Raw genomic sequence first — 18360 nt, forward strand, 5'->3', positions numbered from 1 at the left:
GCCCAGAATGCGGGGCCCTCTCGAAGGCCGAACGCGGCGCTTTTCCCCGTCCGTCTCGCACCACCAGCCATGACTTCCACGCCACCGATTCGGCTTGCGACGCGGGGCTCGGAGCTCGCGCGAATCCAGGCCGGCTCGGTGCAGGACGCACTCGAGCGGCGCCGTCGCGACGCGGAGCTGGTCACCATCGAGACGACGGGCGATCGGGTACGAGACGAGCTGATCCACCGGCTCGGCAGGACGGGAGCGTTCGTTCGCGCGCTCGATGAAGCCGTGCTCGACGGCGAGGTCGACGCTGCCGTCCACTCGATGAAGGACGTGCCCACGGAGAGCCCCGACGATCTCGTGGTCGCGGCCGTCCCCGAGCGCGCACAATCCGGCGACGTGCTCGTGACGCCGGACGGCCGAACGCTTCAGGATTTGCCGGGCGGGGCGACGGTCGGAACGTCGAGTCTCCGCCGTGGCGCACAGCTTCAGGCCCGGCGCTCCGATCTGGAGATCGAGCCACTGCGCGGGAACGTCGACACCCGCGTCGCGAAACTGCTCGCCCCGACGCTACAGGCCGAGCGCCAGCGTCGCGCCGATGCTGCTCGCGAGGACGCCGACGATTCCGGGGCCGTGCAGGCGCCCGATGCGACGCCCGCTGCCGAGGCGGCGATCGAAGAGTGGCGCGAGGGCCTGACCGACATCGAACGCCGGGCGCTCGACCTCGACGTCGAGACGGAGTACGATGCGATCGTTCTCGCGGCGGCCGGGCTCGAACGCATCGGCCTCCTCGAGGGCGTCGACGCACAGCAGCTGCCACAGAACGAGTTCGTCCCGGCGCCGGGGCAGGGCGCACTCGCGATCACGGCGGCTGCCGACAGCGAGACCGTCGACCTCATGCGCACCATCCTCGACCACCGACCGACCCGGATCGCGACGACGGTCGAGCGAATCGTTCTGGCCGAACTCGGCGGTGGCTGCGTCGCGCCTCTCGGCGTCAACGCGAGTCTCCAGGGCCGCCACGTCAGGGTCGTCGCTGCAGCCTACAGCAGGGACGGCAGCGAGACCGTCGAAATGAGTCGCGACCTGCCCGCAGAAAGGTACGCGTCGGCCGCGCGGTCGTTCGCGACGGAGATCGCGGACGCGGGGGCTGCGGAGCTGATCGAGGCGGCCAAACGCGAGACCGGCGAGGCCGACGCCGAGGCCGCCGAAGACGGCGCAGCGAGCGCGACGGGTGATGAGACGTGAGCGAGGACGACAGCGTGGCTAGTGACGATACGGCGATCGGAACGGTCTACCTCGTCGGGAGCGGTCCCGGCGACCCAGAGCTACTGACCGTCCGCGCGCGGCGCCTGCTCGACGACGCGGACGTCGTCCTCCACGACAAGCTGCCCGGCCCGGAGATCATCGAGACGATCCCCGCCGAGAAGCGCGAGGACGTGGGCAAGCGCGCCGGCGGCGAACGAACGCCGCAGTCGGCGATCAACGAGCGCCTCGTCGAACTGGCGCGGGAGGGAGCAGACGTCGTCCGGCTCAAGGGCGGCGATCCGTTCGTCTTCGGCCGCGGCGGCGAGGAGCTCCAGTATCTCGCCGAGCACGACGTTCCGGTAGAGGTCGTACCGGGCGTCACCTCGCCGATCGGCGGTCCCGCCGTCGCGGGCATTCCCGCAACGCACCGGGATCACGCCTCCTCCGTCACGCTCGTGACCGGCCACGAGGATCCGACGAAGGACGAGTCCGCTGTCGACTGGGAGGCATTGGCGGCAACCGGCGGCACGCTCGTCGTCCTGATGGGCGTCGGCAAGCTGCCGGAGTACGTCGCGGCGCTCCGGGCGGCCGGGATGGACGCCGACACGCCGGTCGCGCTGGTCGAGCGCGCGACCTGGCCGGATCAGCAGGTAGCAACTGGGACCCTCGAAACGATCGAACGCGTCAGGGACGAGGCCGGAATCGAGCCCCCGGCCGTGACGGTGATCGGCGAGGTCGCTGCGACTCGCGAGGAAGTGCTGTCGGTGCTGCAGTCGTCCTATGGTGACGAGGGGTCCGCGTCCCCAGAGCCGGGGTCGGATCGGACTCCCGGATCAGCCGGAGGCTCCCAGAAATGAGCGACGAACGGCCGACAGTTGCGGTGTTTCGCCCCGACGACGAGCGGCTGGCGTCTGCGGTGTCCGAGCTCACCGAGGCCGGCGTCGAGCCGATCGGCGATCCGATGCTCGCGGTCGAGCCGACTGGCGCGACGCCGGAGCGAGCCGCCGACGTCGTGATCTTCACGAGCAAGACCGGCGTCGAGCTGGTGGCAGACGCGGGCTGGTCGCCGGGTGACGCTGCGCCGGACTCCGACGCAAACTCTCCGACCATCGCGGCGATCGGCGCGGCGACCGCGGCGGCGCTGCGCGAGGCCGGCTATCCCGTGGACGTCGTTCCGGAGGAGTACACGTCAACGGGACTCGTCGAGGCGCTGACTGCTGCGATCGAGCCCGGGGACGCCGAAATCGAGGTCGCCCGGTCCGATCACGGGAGCGACGTGCTCCTCGACGGGCTGGCGGCTGCCGGCGCGAACGTGCACGAGACCGTGCTCTACGAGCTTCGGCGGCCGCCCGAGGCAGGCACGTCGACGGAGCTGGCCGCGGCCGGCGAGCTCGACGGCGTCTGTTTCACCTCCTCGCTGACCGTCGAGCATTTCCTGGCGGCGGCAGCCGATCGTGACGTCGAGGATGCCGCTCGCGATGGGCTCGAGGACGCGGTGGTCGGCGTCATCGGCGAGCCGACCGCGACGACGGCGCGCGAGCACGGACTCTCCGTCGACGTGGTTCCGTCGATGGCCGACGTCGACGAGCTGATCGGCGACGTGGTCGACGCCGTGGACCGTCGCGAGGACTGATAGGTGATTCGCGGTCCTCGTGCATGAGCGACCGTTGGGAATCAGCGACCGTCGGGGACCAGCCACCGTCGGTCATCAGCCACCGTCTGTGATCAGCTCTCCTCCGGGGCCAGCGCGTGAACCGGATCGGCGATTCGACTCACCGTCTCTCCCCGAGCCCGATTCCGCGTCCACTCGAACTCCCACGCCGGCCTCTCGCACCCTTTCCCCATCTCGGCCCACGAGAGTCGGTGGACGGGATCGCTGTTCCTGGTCGATCGTGGCCGATAGCCTGCGACAGGCCGAGGTGCATACCCTGGTATAGCTAGCCATGGTGTTTTTTACAACCCGGTTCGTTATCTCAGTGAATGAATAGTGTCGGTGACGCCATCGAGGACGATCCAGCGTCCCCGCGTATTCTCCACGTGGACGACGAGGAGGGGCTCGTCGATCTCGCCGCGACGTTCCTCGAGCGTGAGGGACTCTCCGTCACGACCGCCACCGACGCCGAAACCGGGCTATCGCTCCTGGCCGAGGGGCCATTCGACGCCGTCGTCAGCGATTACGACATGCCCGGAACCGACGGTCTGGAGTTTCTCGCCGCGGTTCGCGAGGAGTACCCGGATCTCCCCTTCATCCTCTTCACCGGCAAGGGCAGCGAGGAGATCGCCAGCGAAGCGATCTCCCGAGGAGTGACCGACTACCTCCAGAAGGAGACCGGTACCGACCAGTACGCCGTGCTCGCGAACCGCATCGAGGAGTCAGTCCGCCGGTACCGTGCGGAGAACGATCTCGCGGAGGCCCGACGCCGATACGAGACGCTGCTCGCGAACCTCCCCGGAATGGCATACCGGTGCCGGATCTCGGAGGGGTGGCCCATGGAGTTCGTGAGCGAGGGCTGTCGTGAACTCACTGGCTACGACCCTGAGGAGCTCATCAGCGGCGAGGTCGACTGGGAAGCAGATGTCCTCGTTCCCGAAGATCGCGAGCAGACGCGCTCTGCCGTCGAGCGAGCGATGGACGAGGGCGAGCCCTTCGAAGTCACCTACCGGATCATCCGCAACGACGGCGAGCGTCGCACTCTCTGGGAGCAGGGCCGTGCGATCGAGGCCGACGCCGTCGCCGACGAAGACGATCCGATGCTCGAGGGGTTCATCACCGACGTCACGGAGCGAGAACGCAACGAACAGGCGTTGCGAACCGTCTCCGCCACCCAGCGAGCCGTCCTCCAGCGCGTCAGCGACGGCGTCGTGTTGATCGACCCCGACGATGCCAATATCGCCGAGATCGTCGAAATCAACGCTGCCGCCGCCGATCTCACCGAGTACGAGCCGTCTACACTCCTCGACGTCGATCCCGCCGACCTGCTCGCACTTTCCGACGCCACGCTCGACGAGCTCGCCAGCCAGGACTCCTTCGACCGACGGCTCACCCTGGCCTCGCCAGATGGCAGCCCGATCGATCTCGACGTGAGCGGCTGTTCGCTCACCTTCGAAGGGCACCGCCGGCTCGTCCTCGTCCTCTCTTCCCCCGAGTGAGTGGGATGGGGGTCGTTTCTCTGCAGCAGTGGTAGTCGGCCGATCGCGCTGTCCCAGACCACACGTTTAACGTCGGAACCGCGGCTATAACGGTCCAGATGAGCGTGCCGATTCCGGCGCTGGCCGAGCGAGCCGAACGCGCTGCGGACCGACTCGTCGACGCCGACCACGTGCTGCTGGCCTCGCACGCGGACGCGGACGGACTGACCAGTGCGGCGGTCGGTGCCGCGGCACTCGATCGAGCGGGGATCCCCCACGACGTCACCTTCGAGGACCAGCTCGACGACGAGGTGCTGGAGCGACTCGCGGCCGAGGTCGAGGACGTCCTCCTGTTGACCGACTTCGGGAGCGGACAGCTCGATGGTATCTACGCGCACTGCGATCCGGAATCGACCGTCGTCGCGGATCACCACCAGCCGCTGGCGCCGGATGCAGTCCCGTCAGACGCGCAAATGGTGACGCCACCCGACGAAGCGTCGGAGGCCTATGCCGACGCACCCTATCACGTGAATCCGCTGCTGGTCGGGCTCGATGGGGCTCGTGAGTGTTCCGGGGCGGGTGCGGCCTACGCGATTGCGAGAGCACTTGGGGAACTGACAGCGGAGAGCGCCGAGCCGCCGGCTCTGACGGCCGACCACGCCATCCAACCGGGGAGCGAACCGGATCAACGGAATCGCGATCTCGCCGCGCTGGCGATCGTCGGTGCCGTCGGAGATCGCCAGGAGGAGGACGGCGAACTGGTCGGTGCGAACGTCACGATCGCGGCGGAAGGAGAGGCTGCGGGCGTCCTCGACGTGGAGACCGACCTCGCGGTGTACGGCACGCAGACCAAGCCGCTCCCGCAGCTACTCGCCCACGCCGACGAGATTCGGGTGCCCGGGGTCGCGACGGATCGGAACGCGGCGGCCCGATTTCTCGACGGTCTCGATCTCGATCTCCGCACGGACGGCGACTGGCGACGGTGGGCGTCGCTCACCCCCGCCGAGCGACAGGCGATCACCAGCGCCCTCTGCCAGCGGGCGATCCAGCGGGGCGTCCCCGCGGATCGAATCGACGAGATGGTCGGGACTGCGTATACGCTCGCCGGCGAGGCCACTGCGACGCAGCTCCGGGACGCCAGCGAGTTCGCGACGCTGCTGAACGCGACCGCCCGGTACGACCGCTCTGCGGTCGGACTGGCGGTCTGTCTGGGGGATCGCGAGCAGGCGCTCGCGGACGCGACCGACCTCCTCGCCGAGCACCGACGGAATCTCTCGCGTGGCGTCAGCTGGGTCGAGGAGACTGGCGTCACCGTCGAATCCCACTGCCAGTGGTTCGACGCCGGCAGCGAGATTCCGGCGACGATCGTCGGCATCGTGGCCGGCATGGCCGTCGGTGCCGACGGCGTCGATCCGTCGATGCCGATCGTCGCCTTCGCGGACGACGACGGCGAGGTGAAGGTCTCTGCACGGGCGACCGGCGGGCTCGTCCGTCGAGGGGTCGACCTCTCCGAGGCGATGGCCGAAGCCGCTGCTGCCGTTGAGGGAAGCGGTGGCGGTCACACCGTCGCAGCGGGCGCGACGATCCCTGCGGGAACGGCGGAGTCGTTCGTCGCCAACGTCGACGCGGTGCTCGCAGAGCAGCTGGCGAACTGACACGGAGGCGCCCTGGTCGACGGCACCCCACCGAACGCTATCGTTCGCGGCTGCGTCGCTGTCTTCTGAACCCCTTTTGCAATGCGTTTCCGGACGACTGCGACGGGGACGCCTGATCGGGCCGCTCTCGATCCGCGCCGTAGCCGGTTACCGCGTTCGCCGCCCTGTAGACGGCGCTGGCATCCCAACGTGGTCTGACCGGAGGTGTTCGACCGGGATAGATCACCAGAACCGACGGTGCCGGATTCGGCCACGCAATCGTTTCCTCTACTCCCACGGCCACGGCTGGACTGTCACGATCGAAGCGGGCGTGGACGGACGCTCGTTCCGGTTCGTCGTATCCGGGTGTGGCGCGGAGACGAAACTCGGGCGGATCGCCGCCCGAGGCACGAACCGAGGTTCGTTCTGGACCGAGCTACCCCAGCAGTTGCAGACCGGTCAGTTTCCAGCGGCGTTCGTGGAGATCGGCCCGCGGCGCCCGAATTCCGCGTGTAGGAACTCGAAGGCTCCGCCCTCCGGCGATTCTATGTACGATTTCCGACCACTTGTTACGGACATAAACTACATTATGCGATACAAAATTTGCGCCATTTTTCGGTGGTGCTTCGAGATCCCCTGCCGGTTCTGTGGCTATTTCTGGAGAGTAGAGCTCTTCTACAGGTCGATCTGCTCCTTTGTCGATCAGTGAAAGAATCCTACTGCGCTGCCGGAGGTTGGGTGCGGTCCTGCGTCGTCGATCCTGTAGACCGTCTGGCCGAACCGTCCATCCGAAATGAGACTCGTTTGCGATGCCGCGGGTGCGCTCTGTGGACTCCGTGCTGTGCGAAACTGGGGTCTGAGCCACGAACGCCACCTCTACGCGCTGCCCTCGCTCGAAAGCGGATGCTAACAAACTCGCCGTAGTGAGTTCCCACCTGCGTATGCATCGTCGGGATATCGCAGCCGCATACGTCGTGGTAGCTGGATGAACCCGTTCTATCTCGCGCTGGGCGTCGGGCTGCTCGTGGTCGCGACCGTCGATCTATTCTGGACGACGCTGTGGGTCGACGGCGGTGCCGGTCCGGTCTCCGCCAGGCTTTCGACGGGCATCTGGCAGTTCATGCGACGCGTCAGCGGACGGCATACGAAAGTACTCAGCCTCGCGGGGCCGCTCATCCTCGTGTCCACGCTTTTGACGTGGGTTGGTCTCCTCTGGGCGGGCTGGACGTTCTGCTTCGCCGGAGGGGAAGCCTCCCTCATCGACACCAGTGACGGCGGGACCGCGACCTGGGTCGGTCGCACGTATTTCGTCGGCTACTCGATGTTCACGATGGGGAACGGCGACTACACGCCGTCGAGCCCGATCTGGGAGATTGCTGCGTCACTCACCACTGCGAGCGGCATGGTGTTCGTAACGCTCGGCGTCTCCTACGTTCTGAACGTCCTCGAAGCCGTCGTCGACAAACGGTCGTTCGCGTCGAGCGTGACCGGGCTCGGAAAGCGAAGCGAGTCGTTCGTCGCAACCGGCTGGGACGGCGACCGTTTCGATGGGTTCGAGGTTCCGATGAACGCGCTCGCGTCGGATCTCGACCGACTGGCCGAGCAACACCAGGCGTACCCAATCTTGCACTACTACTACAGCGATCGGGCGGCGACGTCGTCGGCACTCGCCGTCGCGGTGTTCGACGATGCGACGACCCTCCTCGAATGCGGCGTGCCAGAGAAACACCGTCCCAATCAGGTACTCCTCACGAGCGCGAGGGCGAGCGTCCAGAGCTACCTCCACACGCTGCATACGGCGTTCATCACCGAGGCAGACGATCCGCCACCGTCGCCGTCGCTCGATCGGCTCCGCGAGGCTGGCGTCCCGACCGTCTCGAAGGACGCGTTCGACGAGACGATGCGCACGCGCACCGACCGCCGCCGCAAGCTCCTCGGAATGGTGGCCGCCGACGCACGAGAGTGGCCGCCGGTGAACTAACGATGACGCGCGTTACCTACGTCTTCGACGGCTGGGAACCGATCTTTCGAACGATCGCCGTCGGCGTCGCGATCTACGTCATCCTCGTGATATCCCTGCGGATCTCCGGCAGTCGAACGCTGGCGAAGATGAACGCCTTCGACTTCATCGTCACCATCGCCATCGGCGCCGTGTTCGGCAGTTCGATGATCTCCTCAGACGTCGCCCTCGCCCAGACGGTGACCGCGCTGGCACTCCTGCTGGGGATGCAGTACGTGGTCGGAAAGAGCCAGACCCGGTGGCCGTGGTTCGAGCGGCTCGTCACGAATCCGCCGTCGCTGCTGTACTACCGCGGGGAGTTCTTGGAGGACGCGATGCTCGAGGAACGACTGAGCGAAGCCGACCTTCGCTCCGCGGTTCGAAAGAAACAGCTCGGCTCTTTCGAAGACGTCGAGGCGATCGTACTGGAGACTGGCGGTGACGTTTCGATCGTCACGTCGGTCGGCGACGAGTCCGCGCTCGGTGACTTGCCGCCCGACGAGCTCGGCGAGTGAGGGGTTCCGGGCGGGTACGTACTCCTGCCACGTGAGCAGAACGCGCTCGCGAGAGACGTCGGTTCTCGGTTTCGCTCGCCGTCCGGCTCGGATGTCCTGTTACGAACCGCAACCCGCGGCTCGCCGGTTGCAGACAGTCAACTGAGGGTCTCTCCCCGCCTCAGGTGCACACCTCGGTCGCTAACCAGCAGTATCCTCCGTTGGCTCCCTAGCCCCGGGTAACCACTCGCTTCCTTTGGGGGCCCGGCACCAACGCCCGACATGGCCGAACCGACCGAGGTACGTCAGCGGTCCAGGCGCGGGGTTCTCCGAGCCGCGGGTGGCGCAGTGGCGATCGGTGCGGCGTCCTCGCGGGGAGCGGCCCAGGCGTCGACGACCGTCGACATGACCGACTCCCTCGAGTTCCAGCCGGCGAACGTTCAGGTGGCGCCAGGAACGACCGTCGTCTGGGAGAACGTGGGCTCCATCCCACACAGCGTCACGGCCTACGAGGACGAGATTCCCGAGGGTACGAGCTACTGGGCGAGCGGTGGATTCGACAGCGAGTCCGCCGCCCGGGGTGCGTATCCGGGTGGCGGTAGCATCGATGGCGGCGGCACCTACGAGCACACGTTCGAGACTGAAGGCGAGCACGGCTACTTCTGCATCCCACACGAGGCGTCGGGGATGGTCGGAACCGTCACCGTCTCACAGGGCGCCGGCGGCGACGAAGCCGTTGAAACGGGGCCGCCAGAGGTCCCGGATGCAGCGCTCTCGCTGACGACGTGGTTGTTCACCTTCATGGGACTGGTATTGGGCCTCACATTCTTCATTCTCAAGTACGGTGGGAGTGACGAGGAAGAGTAGCGGCCTCGGTCCATTTCCCGCCAGCGTCTGCGGTACTGCCACGTTCATCGAGTCCGTGTCCGGCGTGCATCTAAAGCCGTCACCGGCGACACCAGCGCGTCGGCCGATTGCGGCGGTTCATTGGCGTCCTGACAGTATCTTCGCCGCATTCGGCGAGATATCTCTGGATGATCCCTCGTCAACTCCGCCGGCGCTTCCCGAAGAGCAACTCTTAGGCCCCGGGCCACCGACGACTCGGCAATGACAGACGCCCAGGATCTCGCCGATCGCGTCACCGAGGGCGAGCTCCGTCTCCACGAGCTCGCCGAGCACGCCGACGCCGACACCGCCGCGACCGCGCGCCGGCTGGCGATCGAGGCCGACACCGGGGCCGACCTCTCCACCGTCGGTGACTACTCGTTCCCGGCCGACGACGCCGAGTCGAACGTCGAGAACATGCTCGGTGCGGCACAGCTCCCGATGGGCGTCGTCGGCCCGATCGCGGTGAACGGCGGGGCCGCAGGAACTGGCGCGGACGATTCATCACAGCACTACCTTCCGCTCGCGACCACCGAGGGCGCGCTGATCGCGTCGGTAAACCGTGGCGCCAGCGTGATCACGGAATCTGGCGGCGCGGACGCTCGCGTGGTCGAGACCGGTATGACCCGCGCGCCGGTGTTCCGCGTCTCCGGCATCGCGGCGGCCGAGCAGGTCGTCGACTGGGTCGGCGAGCACGAAGACGACCTTCGCACCGCCGCCGAGTCGACGACCAACCACGGCGAGCTACTGACCGTCGATCCGTACGTCGTCGGGGACTCCGTCTTCCTCCGGTTCGTCTACGACACCAAGGACGCGATGGGGATGAACATGGCTACGATCGCCACCCGCCAGGCCGCCTCGCTGGTCGAGGACGAAACGCCGGCGGATCTCGTCGCACTCTCGGGGAACCTCTGTTCTGACAAGAAGCCAGCCGCGATCAACGCGATCGAAGGCCGTGGGCGGACGGTCGTCGCGGACGTGAGGATCCCCGCCAACGTCGTCGAGGAGCGCCTCGGCACGACGCCAGCCGCGATCGAGGAGGCGAACACCCGGAAGAACCTGATCGGCTCGGCCAAAGCGGGTGCTCTCGGGTTCAACGCCCACGCCGCGAACGTCGTCGCAGCGGCCTTCCTCGCGACCGGCCAGGACGCCGCCCAGGTCGTCGAGGGATCGAACGCGATCACGACGATCGAGGACCGCGGCGACGAACTTTACGCGAGCGTCTCGCTGGCGAGTCTCGAGGTCGGGACGGTCGGCGGCGGGACGACACTCCCGACGCAGTCCGAAGCACTCGACGTCCTCGGCGTCGCGGGCGGTGGCGACCCGGCGGGAAGCAACGCCGACGCACTCGCGGAGATTATCGCTGCCGGCGCGCTGGCGGGCGAACTCTCCCTGCTCGCGGCGCTGGCCTCGCGACATCTCGCCTCGGCCCACGAAGAGCACGGGCGGTGAGCCGGTAGCGAGCGCCCGATCAGCGGCCCGCGACGAGCGCCGTCGTGCGGTCAGCTCCGACCCACTCGCAGCTGCCACAATCGAGGATTCCTTGCACGTTGGTCAGACCCGTGCCACAGTCAGGGCAGGTAGGCGGTGGCCTCTTCGTCGAGCGCCTAGGGTAGGAACGCGAGGGACGGTCGCCGTCGTCCGATGTACTGACCGGCCGGGGGACCGTCCGCTCCGCAACGCTCTCGCGTCCAACCAGTGGCTCGGGAAGCGAGCCAGTCCGGAGGGCGGCGATCGCCTCCGGCACCGTGTGGGTCGTCTCGCCGTCGGTGTGTGGAAAGACGCCGACGAGTCGGTCGCCGTCGTGACAGGCGAGACAGATCGAGGGCGTTACGAGGCGCTCGACGGTTCGGTCGGTCGCGAGGGACGTCGTTTCGCGGGTCTGGAACGCTGGCGAGATCGTGACGCCGGCGCGGTCTGCCCAGCGCTCGAAGCGGTCGTACTGCTCGAGGACTTCCGGGTGGGGCGTGTCGTCGACCAGCGCGACGTCGCCGGGCCAGCTCCGCAGGAGCAGGCTGTCGATGCGCCCCTCGCGCTCGGCGGTGCGGAGGGTCTCGATCTTCGCGTCGATCGGGTCGAGGACGAGTGCTGGGCGGACGTAACAGGTGATCGTGAGATCTGGAGGGGCAGTATCGGGTGGCATTGGGTCACCCGGCATTCGGATCCGGGAGTGAGCGTTCGCTGGACTGGATCATAAACTCCCGCGCCGTCGGTCGGTATCTGGAACGTAGCTGGTCGCGGCGGCCCCTCTCCGCGGGATCTGCGGCGCTCCTGTGGCCGATCAGTTGCGCGCGTCCTCGACGGCTTCGACGAGTGCTTCGGCGTTCTCGGTGATTTGCTCGTACTCGCCCGCCTCGACGGCGTCGTGGTCGAGGACCGATCCACCTGCACCGACGGCCATCGCGCCGGCCTCGATATACTCGCCCGCGTTGTCGGGGCCGACGCCACCGGTTGGGATGATGTTCAGGTGGCCGAGCGGGCCTTTGACGGCGGAGACGTGAGCCGGTCCACCGGTCTTCGCTGGGAAGATCTTCACCACGTCCGCGCCCGCCTCGTATGCCTGCTGGGCCTCGGTCGGCGTGAAGACGCCCGGTGCGACCGGAACGCCGTAGCGGTTACAGGTCTCGATGACGCCGCGATCGAAGGTTGGACAGACGACGAAGGTGGCGCCGGCGTCGATCGCCGCCTTGGCCGTTTCCGAGTCGAGGACTGTTCCGACGCCGACGAGCGCCTCGTCGCCGAGGGTCTCGGTGAGCGTCTCGATCATGTCCATCGCGTCGCCGGAGTCGGCGGTCACCTCGAGAGCGGTGACGCCGCCCGCGACGACCGCGTCGGCGACGTCCTCGACTGTTTCGGGCTCGACGCCACGGAGGACGGCGACGACGCCTGCCTCCTCGATGCGCTGGAGCGTGTCGGCTACCATGTGTGACGGTGCGCGAGCCGAGGGCATAAACGCGGCCATCCGTCCCGTGGCTGGCTGGCCGGACCGTTCGCGGGACGCTCAGAAGAAGTCCATGTCCGGACTCCCCTGCCCGTCGTCTTCGCCCGTCACGATCTCGCCGAGGGCGGCGATGAACGAGTCGAGTCCGCGGGTCTGGTACCAGACGCGTCCGGGTCCGGTAAAGTCGAGCACGAGGCCTTCACCGCTGAGGATCGTGGATTTGAGGCCGCCGACGCGGCGGGCGTCGAAGTCCGTCGAGCCTTCCCAGGCGACGAGGTGCTCGTTGTCGATGGTGTACGTCTCGTCGGCTGCGAGCTCGACGGACTCGATCCCGCCGAAGGCCTCGATCAGCACGTCGCCGGTGCCCTTGAGTGCGAGCGGCGTGAGACCCGCGCCGCCGAGCATGGTCTTGAGGCCGCCGAGTTCGGAGTCGATGTCGATCGCGGGATCGGAGGCGAGATAGGAGCCGTCCACGGCGTAGAGCGTCTCGTCGTCGAGCTGGAAGTGCTTCACGTCGCCTGGCGTCGGCGGCGCGAGCGTGACGGTCCCTGAACTCCCAGTGGCGGTGAACTCGTTTGCGAAGGCCGACTCGCCCCCGAGCATGGACTTCGCCGAGGAAAGGAGACCGTCTCGACTCGTCGTGGTGTCGATCTCGATCGAGTCGGTGTGGCTGACCATCGCACCCGGCTCGGCGAGGATGGTCTCGCCTGCTTCGAGATCGGTGACGACGTGCGTGTAGGACGGCTGGTGCGTGAGTTCGATATTCATGGGTACTCACCAGTTGCTGGTGCCCGATCGTATTTAATAGTGAGGCGAACTGTGTGGCGTGGTGCAGTCGATTCTCCCAGTCTCGTTTCGTCGAGAAGTATCCTCTCCCGGGGCGACTACAGACCGACTGCTGTGCCGTCCTTCCAGACAGCTTCGACGTCCCGAACTGCCGAGACGTCCTCGAGCGGATCGCTCCCGAGTGCGAGGACGTCGGCCCGGCTGCCGACCTCGAGGGTCCCCACGTCGTCGTCCGGGACCGTCCGCGCCGCGATCCGGGTCGCGGACTGGAGCACGTCGTGTTCGTCCATCCCGACCTCGTTCGCGAGCAGTTCGAGCTCGAGTGCGTTCTCGCCGTGGGGGACGAGTTCGGGGCCGATGAAGTCCGTTCCCGTGGCGATCGGGATGCCGGCCTCGTAGGCCCGCTCGACTGCTTCGAAATGTGACTCGCTGGCCTCGCGGGACTTCTCGAGGCCGTACTCGGGCACGCCGTGGTCGGCGCCGTGCTCGATCAGGCGGTGCATAATCGAGAGGGTCGGGACGAAGGTAGCGTCGGTCTCCTCGAACAGGTCGATACACTCCTCGTCGAGGTAGAAGCCGTGCTCGATGGTGTCGACGCCGTTGCGGAGCGCGGTCTTGATTCCGGGCGCGCCCTGGGCGTGGGAGGCGACGGGGATGCCGACGCGGTGGGCCTCCTCGACGAAGGCCTGGACCTCCGCGTCGGTGAACTGGCTCTGGTCCGGTGCGTCCTTCTCGCTCAGGACGCCGCCGGTGGTCATGATCTTGAGGACGTCGACGCCGTCGCGGATGCGCTTGCGGGCCTCCTTCCGGCACTCGTCGGGGCCGTCGGCGAGCGTCCCGATGCCGCGGTCGCTGTCGGCGACCCAGTCGTAGGGCAGAAAGTGGCTGTCGCCGTGGCCGGCGGTCTGGCTGATCGATTGGCCGCTGGTGTAGATCCGCGGACCGGGAATTGCGCCCTGGTCGACGGCGTCCCGGAGCCCGAGTCCCGTTTCCGATCCTACGTCGCGGACCGACGTGAACCCTGCTGCGAGGATGTCTCGCAGGTCTGCGGTCGCGCGGGCAGCCCCCAGTTCCGAAGACTCGATCACCCACTGCATCGGGTCCATCGAGCGAGCACCGGTGAGGTGCAGGTGGGCGTCGATCAGCCCCGGCGTCACTGCTGGGTACTGCTCGTGGGCGACGTCGCCATTTGCCTGACTCGGGTCGTCCACGTCCTCCTGCGTGCCGACCGATTCGACCTGGCCGCTCGCTTCGTCGATCACGATCCGTCCGTCCTCGATCGGTGGCTCGTCGCGTCCGGTGACGAGCACGTCCGCGTCGATGACTCGCATGGTCGATCGTTCGGAACCGACTCGGATAGTCGTTTGCGCCGCGGCACCCCGTTGCCGGCTGTGAGTCCTGCATCTGGCTGCCACCAAGTCGCCCGCGCGCAGAGACCGCAACACAATTACCCGTTCCCGGAAAAATCGCTCTCAGATGAGTAACGACATCGATTACACGGACTTGCACGACCCGAACGCGGAGTACACGATGCGGGAACTCTCCGCGGAGACGATGGGCGTCGAGGCCAAACGAGGCGGCGGCCGTGACGTCGAGATCACGGACGTTCAGACGACGATGGTCGACGGGAACTTCCCGTGGACGCTCGTCCGGATCTACACCGACGCTGGCGTCGTCGGCACCGGCGAGGCCTACTGGGGCGCGGGCGTTCCCGAGCTCATCGAGCGGATGAAGCCGTTCGTCGTCGGCGAGAATCCCCTCGACATCGACCGGCTCTACGAGCACCTGATCCAGAAGATGTCCGGTGAGGGCTCCGTCGAGGGCATCACCGTCACCGCGATCGCCGGTATAGAGGTCGCGCTGCACGACGTCGCCGGCAAAATCCTCGAGGTTCCGGCCTACCAGCTGCTGGGTGGCAAGTACCGCGACGAGATGCGCGTCTACTGTGACTGCCACACCGAGGAAGAGGCCGACCCCGAAGCCTGCGCCGACGAGGCAGAGCGCGTCGTCGAGGAGCTGGGGTACGACGCCCTCAAGTTCGACCTCGACGTCCCGAGCGGTCTCGAGAAGGACCGCGCGAACCGCCACCTGCGGCCCGGCGAGATCCGCCACAAGGCCGAGATCGTCGAGAAGGTCACCGAGCGCGTGAAAGACCGCGCCGACGTCGCCTTCGATTGCCACTGGACGTTCTCCGGTGGCTCCGCCAAGCGCCTCGCTGACGCCATCGAGGAGTACGACGTCTGGTGGCTCGAAGACCCCGTTCCCCCGGAGAATCTCGAAGTCCAGGAGAACGTCACGAAGTCCACAACGACGCCGATCTGCGTCGGCGAGAACCGCTACCGCGTCACCGAGGAGCGTCGCCTGATCGTGAACCAGGCCGTCGACATCGTAGCGCCCGACATGCCGAAGGTCGGCGGAATGCGCGAGACCCGGAAGGTCGCCGACGTCGCGAACCAGTACTACGTGCCGGTCGCGATGCACAACGTCTCCTCGCCCGTCGCGACGATGGCGAGCGCCCACGTCGGCGCCGCCATCCCGAACTCGCTGGCAGTCGAGTACCACTCCTACGAGCTCGGCTGGTGGGAGGACCTCGTCGAGGAGGACGTTATCGAGGGCGGTTACATCGAGATCCCCGAGGAGCCCGGTCTCGGCGTCACGATCGACGAGGACGCCGTCGCCGAGCACATGGTCGACGGCGAGACGCTGTTCGACGAAGCGTAGAGAGTCGGAGCTTCGTCGAGCTCGCGAATCTTCGATTCGCGGTGTTCGATCCTGCTCCCTGAGCAAGATCGTGCCTGGAAACCTCTGAATTCCGGCGTTCGACGAGGAGTGAAAACGACCCGTCGAGCTCCGCGGACTCGCTACGCTCGTCCACCGCTGTTCGACGACGGAACCGTCGGCTTCAATTTCGGCAGTTGACCGGAAGGGATCTTCTTGTCTCTGGCGAACTCTGAGCGGCCCGCCAGTTCTCCAAGGTCACACGTCAGGGTGGCGCAAGCTTTGTGGGTCGATATCACTGTAGCGAAGTCTGGCGCCAGCGTCCGGCGGTTCGACCGTACTCACGTCTGCCGATGGATTATCTCTCGTGATAGATCGCCCACCGGATTTAACCGGTCCCTCGATCCCCGATCGCACGAGGATGTCTGGACGGACGAGTGCGGGGGACGACGGGACCGACGAGAGTGAATCGACGGCGGATCGTACGCTGCAGCGGCGCGACCTCGTGACGACCATCGGTGGGATTGCCGGGATATCGGTCCTCGCGGGCTGTAGCTCGGGATCGGACGGTGACGGCTCCCGAGACGACGCTGGCGGCGACGGATCCGACGGCGACGCGACGAACGACGATGCTGCCGATGGTGAGACCGCGTCGTCCGACGGGAGCGGATCCGACGATGGCGGATCGGGGACCACTGGCGACACCGGCGACGAGGCCGGGGTGCAGACCGCGAACACCGTCGAGGTCCTCTCGACGGCCGGAACCGTCGGTGCCGACGGCGAGTCGATCGGCGAGGTCCGGCTCACGGTTTCACCCGCCACTGGCGCATCGGTTGATCTGACAGAGCTGACTGTCCAGTTTCTCGTGACCGATACCCTGGCCTATCTGGTCCACACGACTGTCGCAGCAGGCGGCGAGACCGCCTTCGAGACCGAGGCGATCACTGCCGCAGACACGTCGAACGACGTCATGTCTGAAGACGGTGATCAGTACGATATCGTGATCCCACTCGGAGCGAACGTATCCGGGGATGGCGATAACAGCGGCCTTGCACCGCTTGTGGCAGGCGAGTCAGCAGAGCTGACCATCACGACCAGCACGGGGAGCGAGACCATCGTAACTGTCCAGGTGCCAAACTCGCTGGAGGAGTATTCTAGCGGAGCGACGGTGACGTTCTAAGGTCGCACTGCGCCGATTCAGTTCGGATTCCTAACAGTAAACGAGTTCAGCGAGTGCTTACGGTGTTCCAGCACGTTCGTCCAGCCAATGCAACGCCGTTCGCCGCCGACTGTGGTCGCGATCTGCGGCAGTTTACGCGACGCGAGCAAGACGAGAATCGCGTTACGTGAGGCACTCGACGCCGCGAGCGACGCCGGTGCCGAAACCCAGTTGATCGACCTTCGCGAGTACGATCTCCCCGTGTTCGATCCCGACGACCGCGAACTCGGCGACGCGGAGCGGCTCAAAGCGGAGATCGACGCCGCCGACGCCGTGCTCCTCGGGACGCCGAACTACCACGGCTCCTTCGCCGCGCCGATGAAGAACGCCCTCGATTACGTGAAGCGCGATCAGATCGCAGGCACCACCGTCGGTTTGCTCGAAGTTGCTGGCGGCGACTACCCCAAATCCGCGCTGATGCACCTCCGGACGGTCGCCCGGACGCTCAACGCGTGGACGCTTCCGCTCGAAGTCGGGATTCCGGCAGCGTACGACACCGTCGGCGAGGATGGTATCCACGACGAAGACATCGAGTCACGCGTGCGTGAACTCGGCGAGCAGCTCGTCGAGTACGCCGGCGTCGAGTCCTACCCCGACGTCGCCGACGAGCCCACGGTCTCGGCGCCTGCCCAGGACGACTGACGAGCACGCCGCCTCGCTACCAGCCCGGGTCGGAACCCGGCCGCCTCAACAGATCGGCTTCGGATCCATCCCCATCCCGGCGAGCGCGTCGGCGTAGTCGTCGTAGGCGATCTGGATCGTGTACTCGGCGACGCCCGCCGCTGCCTCCCAGTCGGCGTCCTCTTCACAGAACGCGTCGAGCAGATCGAGCCCCGCCTCGAGCGAGTCCGCCGTCTCGGATCGGAGATCTCGAAAGAGGTCGGAGAGTTCGGTGTCGCCCTCGTTGACGAAGAAGCTGATCACCTGGAGGTGAGTCCGGTCGCTGACGAGCCCCCGCCCGACGAGCCCGGCTGCGCGCGCGATCGAGTCGTCTTGCTGTCTGAGGTGGGCGTGGAGCGGCCCGCCATCTGCGGGTTCGAACCCGTCAGGCAGGTGTGCAGCGACGCGCTCGTAGTGGTCGGTCTCTTGCTCGGCGACGTCCGCGAACACCTCGCGAGCCTGCTCGTCGTCGGCGGATTCGGCCCATTGCTCGAACGTGGTTCTGGCCGCGTGCTCGCTCGTTGCCGCGGCCTCGAGCACCGTTTCCTCCTCGAGGTCGGCGTCGGTCAGCGCGATCAGGAGCTTCTCCGATCCTAACCGGTCGAGCTCCGTTGCCATCTCGTCGGTCACCTGCTCGCGGAACGCCTCGCCGTCCATACCGA

17 protein-coding genes are annotated in these 18360 nt (G+C 67.0%); 12 read left to right on the top strand and 5 right to left on the bottom strand.

Going from position 1 to position 18360, the window contains the following annotated elements; all coding sequences use genetic code 11:
- The first annotated feature begins 69 nt into the window (after nucleotides 1–69).
- From hemC to hmgA, 9 genes are all read left to right on the top strand, one after another.
- Nucleotides 70–1233, top strand: coding sequence for a hydroxymethylbilane synthase (gene hemC / locus MXF70_RS08435; RefSeq protein WP_248515181.1), 1164 nt, complete (start codon nucleotides 70–72; stop codon nucleotides 1231–1233).
- Nucleotides 1230–2090 carry a uroporphyrinogen-III C-methyltransferase gene (cobA, locus tag MXF70_RS08440; RefSeq protein WP_248515182.1) on the top strand — a complete coding sequence of 287 codons (861 nt, stop codon included), beginning with the start codon at nucleotides 1230–1232 and terminating at the stop codon, nucleotides 2088–2090. Before hemC ends, cobA begins: the two co-directional genes overlap by 4 nt.
- On the top strand, nucleotides 2087–2866 hold the full coding sequence (locus MXF70_RS08445; protein ID WP_248515183.1) for a uroporphyrinogen-III synthase: 780 nt from the start codon (nucleotides 2087–2089) through the stop codon (nucleotides 2864–2866). The genes cobA and MXF70_RS08445 overlap by 4 nt, the downstream gene beginning before the upstream one ends.
- A 347-nt stretch (nucleotides 2867–3213) precedes the next feature.
- The gene (locus MXF70_RS08450; RefSeq protein ID WP_248515184.1) at nucleotides 3214–4383 is read left to right on the top strand and encodes a response regulator; all 1170 of its coding nucleotides are present in this window, start codon (nucleotides 3214–3216) and stop codon (nucleotides 4381–4383) included.
- A 98-nt stretch (nucleotides 4384–4481) separates the two neighbouring features.
- Entirely contained in the window at nucleotides 4482–6017 is a 1536-nt protein-coding gene (gene recJ, locus MXF70_RS08455) for a RecJ family nuclease (RefSeq protein ID WP_248515185.1), read from the top strand.
- A gap of 964 nt (nucleotides 6018–6981) precedes the next feature.
- Nucleotides 6982–7977 carry an ion channel gene (locus tag MXF70_RS08460; RefSeq protein ID WP_248515186.1) on the top strand — a complete coding sequence of 332 codons (996 nt, stop codon included), beginning with the start codon at nucleotides 6982–6984 and terminating at the stop codon, nucleotides 7975–7977.
- Between the two features lie 2 nt (nucleotides 7978–7979).
- Nucleotides 7980–8510 carry a DUF421 domain-containing protein gene (locus MXF70_RS08465; protein ID WP_248515187.1) on the top strand — a complete coding sequence of 177 codons (531 nt, stop codon included), beginning with the start codon at nucleotides 7980–7982 and terminating at the stop codon, nucleotides 8508–8510.
- A 327-nt stretch (nucleotides 8511–8837) separates the two neighbouring features.
- Complete coding sequence (locus tag MXF70_RS08470; protein WP_248515188.1) at nucleotides 8838–9356, top strand: plastocyanin/azurin family copper-binding protein; 519 nt, start codon at nucleotides 8838–8840, stop codon at nucleotides 9354–9356.
- Between the two features lie 240 nt (nucleotides 9357–9596).
- Nucleotides 9597–10826: a hydroxymethylglutaryl-CoA reductase (NADPH) gene (gene hmgA, locus MXF70_RS08475; RefSeq protein ID WP_248515189.1), complete on the top strand. Its 1230-nt coding sequence runs from the start codon at nucleotides 9597–9599 to the stop codon at nucleotides 10824–10826.
- A 19-nt stretch (nucleotides 10827–10845) separates the two neighbouring features.
- On the opposite strand, the gene MXF70_RS08480 is transcribed toward hmgA, so the two are convergent.
- The 4 genes from MXF70_RS08480 to MXF70_RS08495 form a co-directional block, all read right to left on the bottom strand.
- Nucleotides 10846–11517, bottom strand: a complete 672-nt coding sequence (locus tag MXF70_RS08480; RefSeq protein WP_248515190.1) for an HTH domain-containing protein — start codon at nucleotides 11515–11517, stop codon at nucleotides 10846–10848.
- Nucleotides 11518–11655: 138 nt separating this feature from the next.
- On the bottom strand, nucleotides 11656–12297 hold the full coding sequence (locus MXF70_RS08485; RefSeq protein ID WP_248515191.1) for a bifunctional 4-hydroxy-2-oxoglutarate aldolase/2-dehydro-3-deoxy-phosphogluconate aldolase: 642 nt from the start codon (nucleotides 12295–12297) through the stop codon (nucleotides 11656–11658).
- Between the two features lie 78 nt (nucleotides 12298–12375).
- Nucleotides 12376–13083 (bottom strand): TIGR00266 family protein, encoded by a 708-nt coding sequence (locus MXF70_RS08490; RefSeq protein WP_248515192.1) that lies wholly within the window; start codon nucleotides 13081–13083, stop codon nucleotides 12376–12378.
- Between the two features lie 116 nt (nucleotides 13084–13199).
- A complete protein-coding gene (locus MXF70_RS08495) occupies nucleotides 13200–14432 on the bottom strand; it encodes a metal-dependent hydrolase family protein (RefSeq protein ID WP_248515193.1) in 1233 nt (410 codons plus the stop codon).
- 145 nt (nucleotides 14433–14577) lie between these two features.
- Here MXF70_RS08495 and MXF70_RS08500 point away from each other — a divergent pair, with 145 nt between their 5' ends.
- From MXF70_RS08500 to MXF70_RS08510, 3 genes are all read left to right on the top strand, one after another.
- Complete coding sequence (locus MXF70_RS08500; RefSeq protein ID WP_248515194.1) at nucleotides 14578–15822, top strand: mandelate racemase/muconate lactonizing enzyme family protein; 1245 nt, start codon at nucleotides 14578–14580, stop codon at nucleotides 15820–15822.
- A 418-nt stretch (nucleotides 15823–16240) separates the two neighbouring features.
- A complete protein-coding gene (locus MXF70_RS08505) occupies nucleotides 16241–16999 on the top strand; it encodes a hypothetical protein (protein ID WP_248515195.1) in 759 nt (252 codons plus the stop codon).
- A gap of 87 nt (nucleotides 17000–17086) precedes the next feature.
- Nucleotides 17087–17680 carry an NADPH-dependent FMN reductase gene (locus tag MXF70_RS08510; protein ID WP_248515196.1) on the top strand — a complete coding sequence of 198 codons (594 nt, stop codon included), beginning with the start codon at nucleotides 17087–17089 and terminating at the stop codon, nucleotides 17678–17680.
- 45 nt (nucleotides 17681–17725) lie between these two features.
- Here MXF70_RS08510 and MXF70_RS08515 read toward each other — a convergent pair whose 3' ends face one another.
- Nucleotides 17726–18355, bottom strand: coding sequence for a ferritin family protein (locus tag MXF70_RS08515; RefSeq protein ID WP_248515197.1), 630 nt, complete (start codon nucleotides 18353–18355; stop codon nucleotides 17726–17728).
- Nucleotides 18356–18360 lie beyond the last annotated feature (5 nt).

Source organism: Salinarchaeum laminariae (assembly GCF_023204835.1).
Classification (GTDB): Archaea; Halobacteriota; Halobacteria; order Halobacteriales; family Salinarchaeaceae; genus Salinarchaeum; species Salinarchaeum laminariae.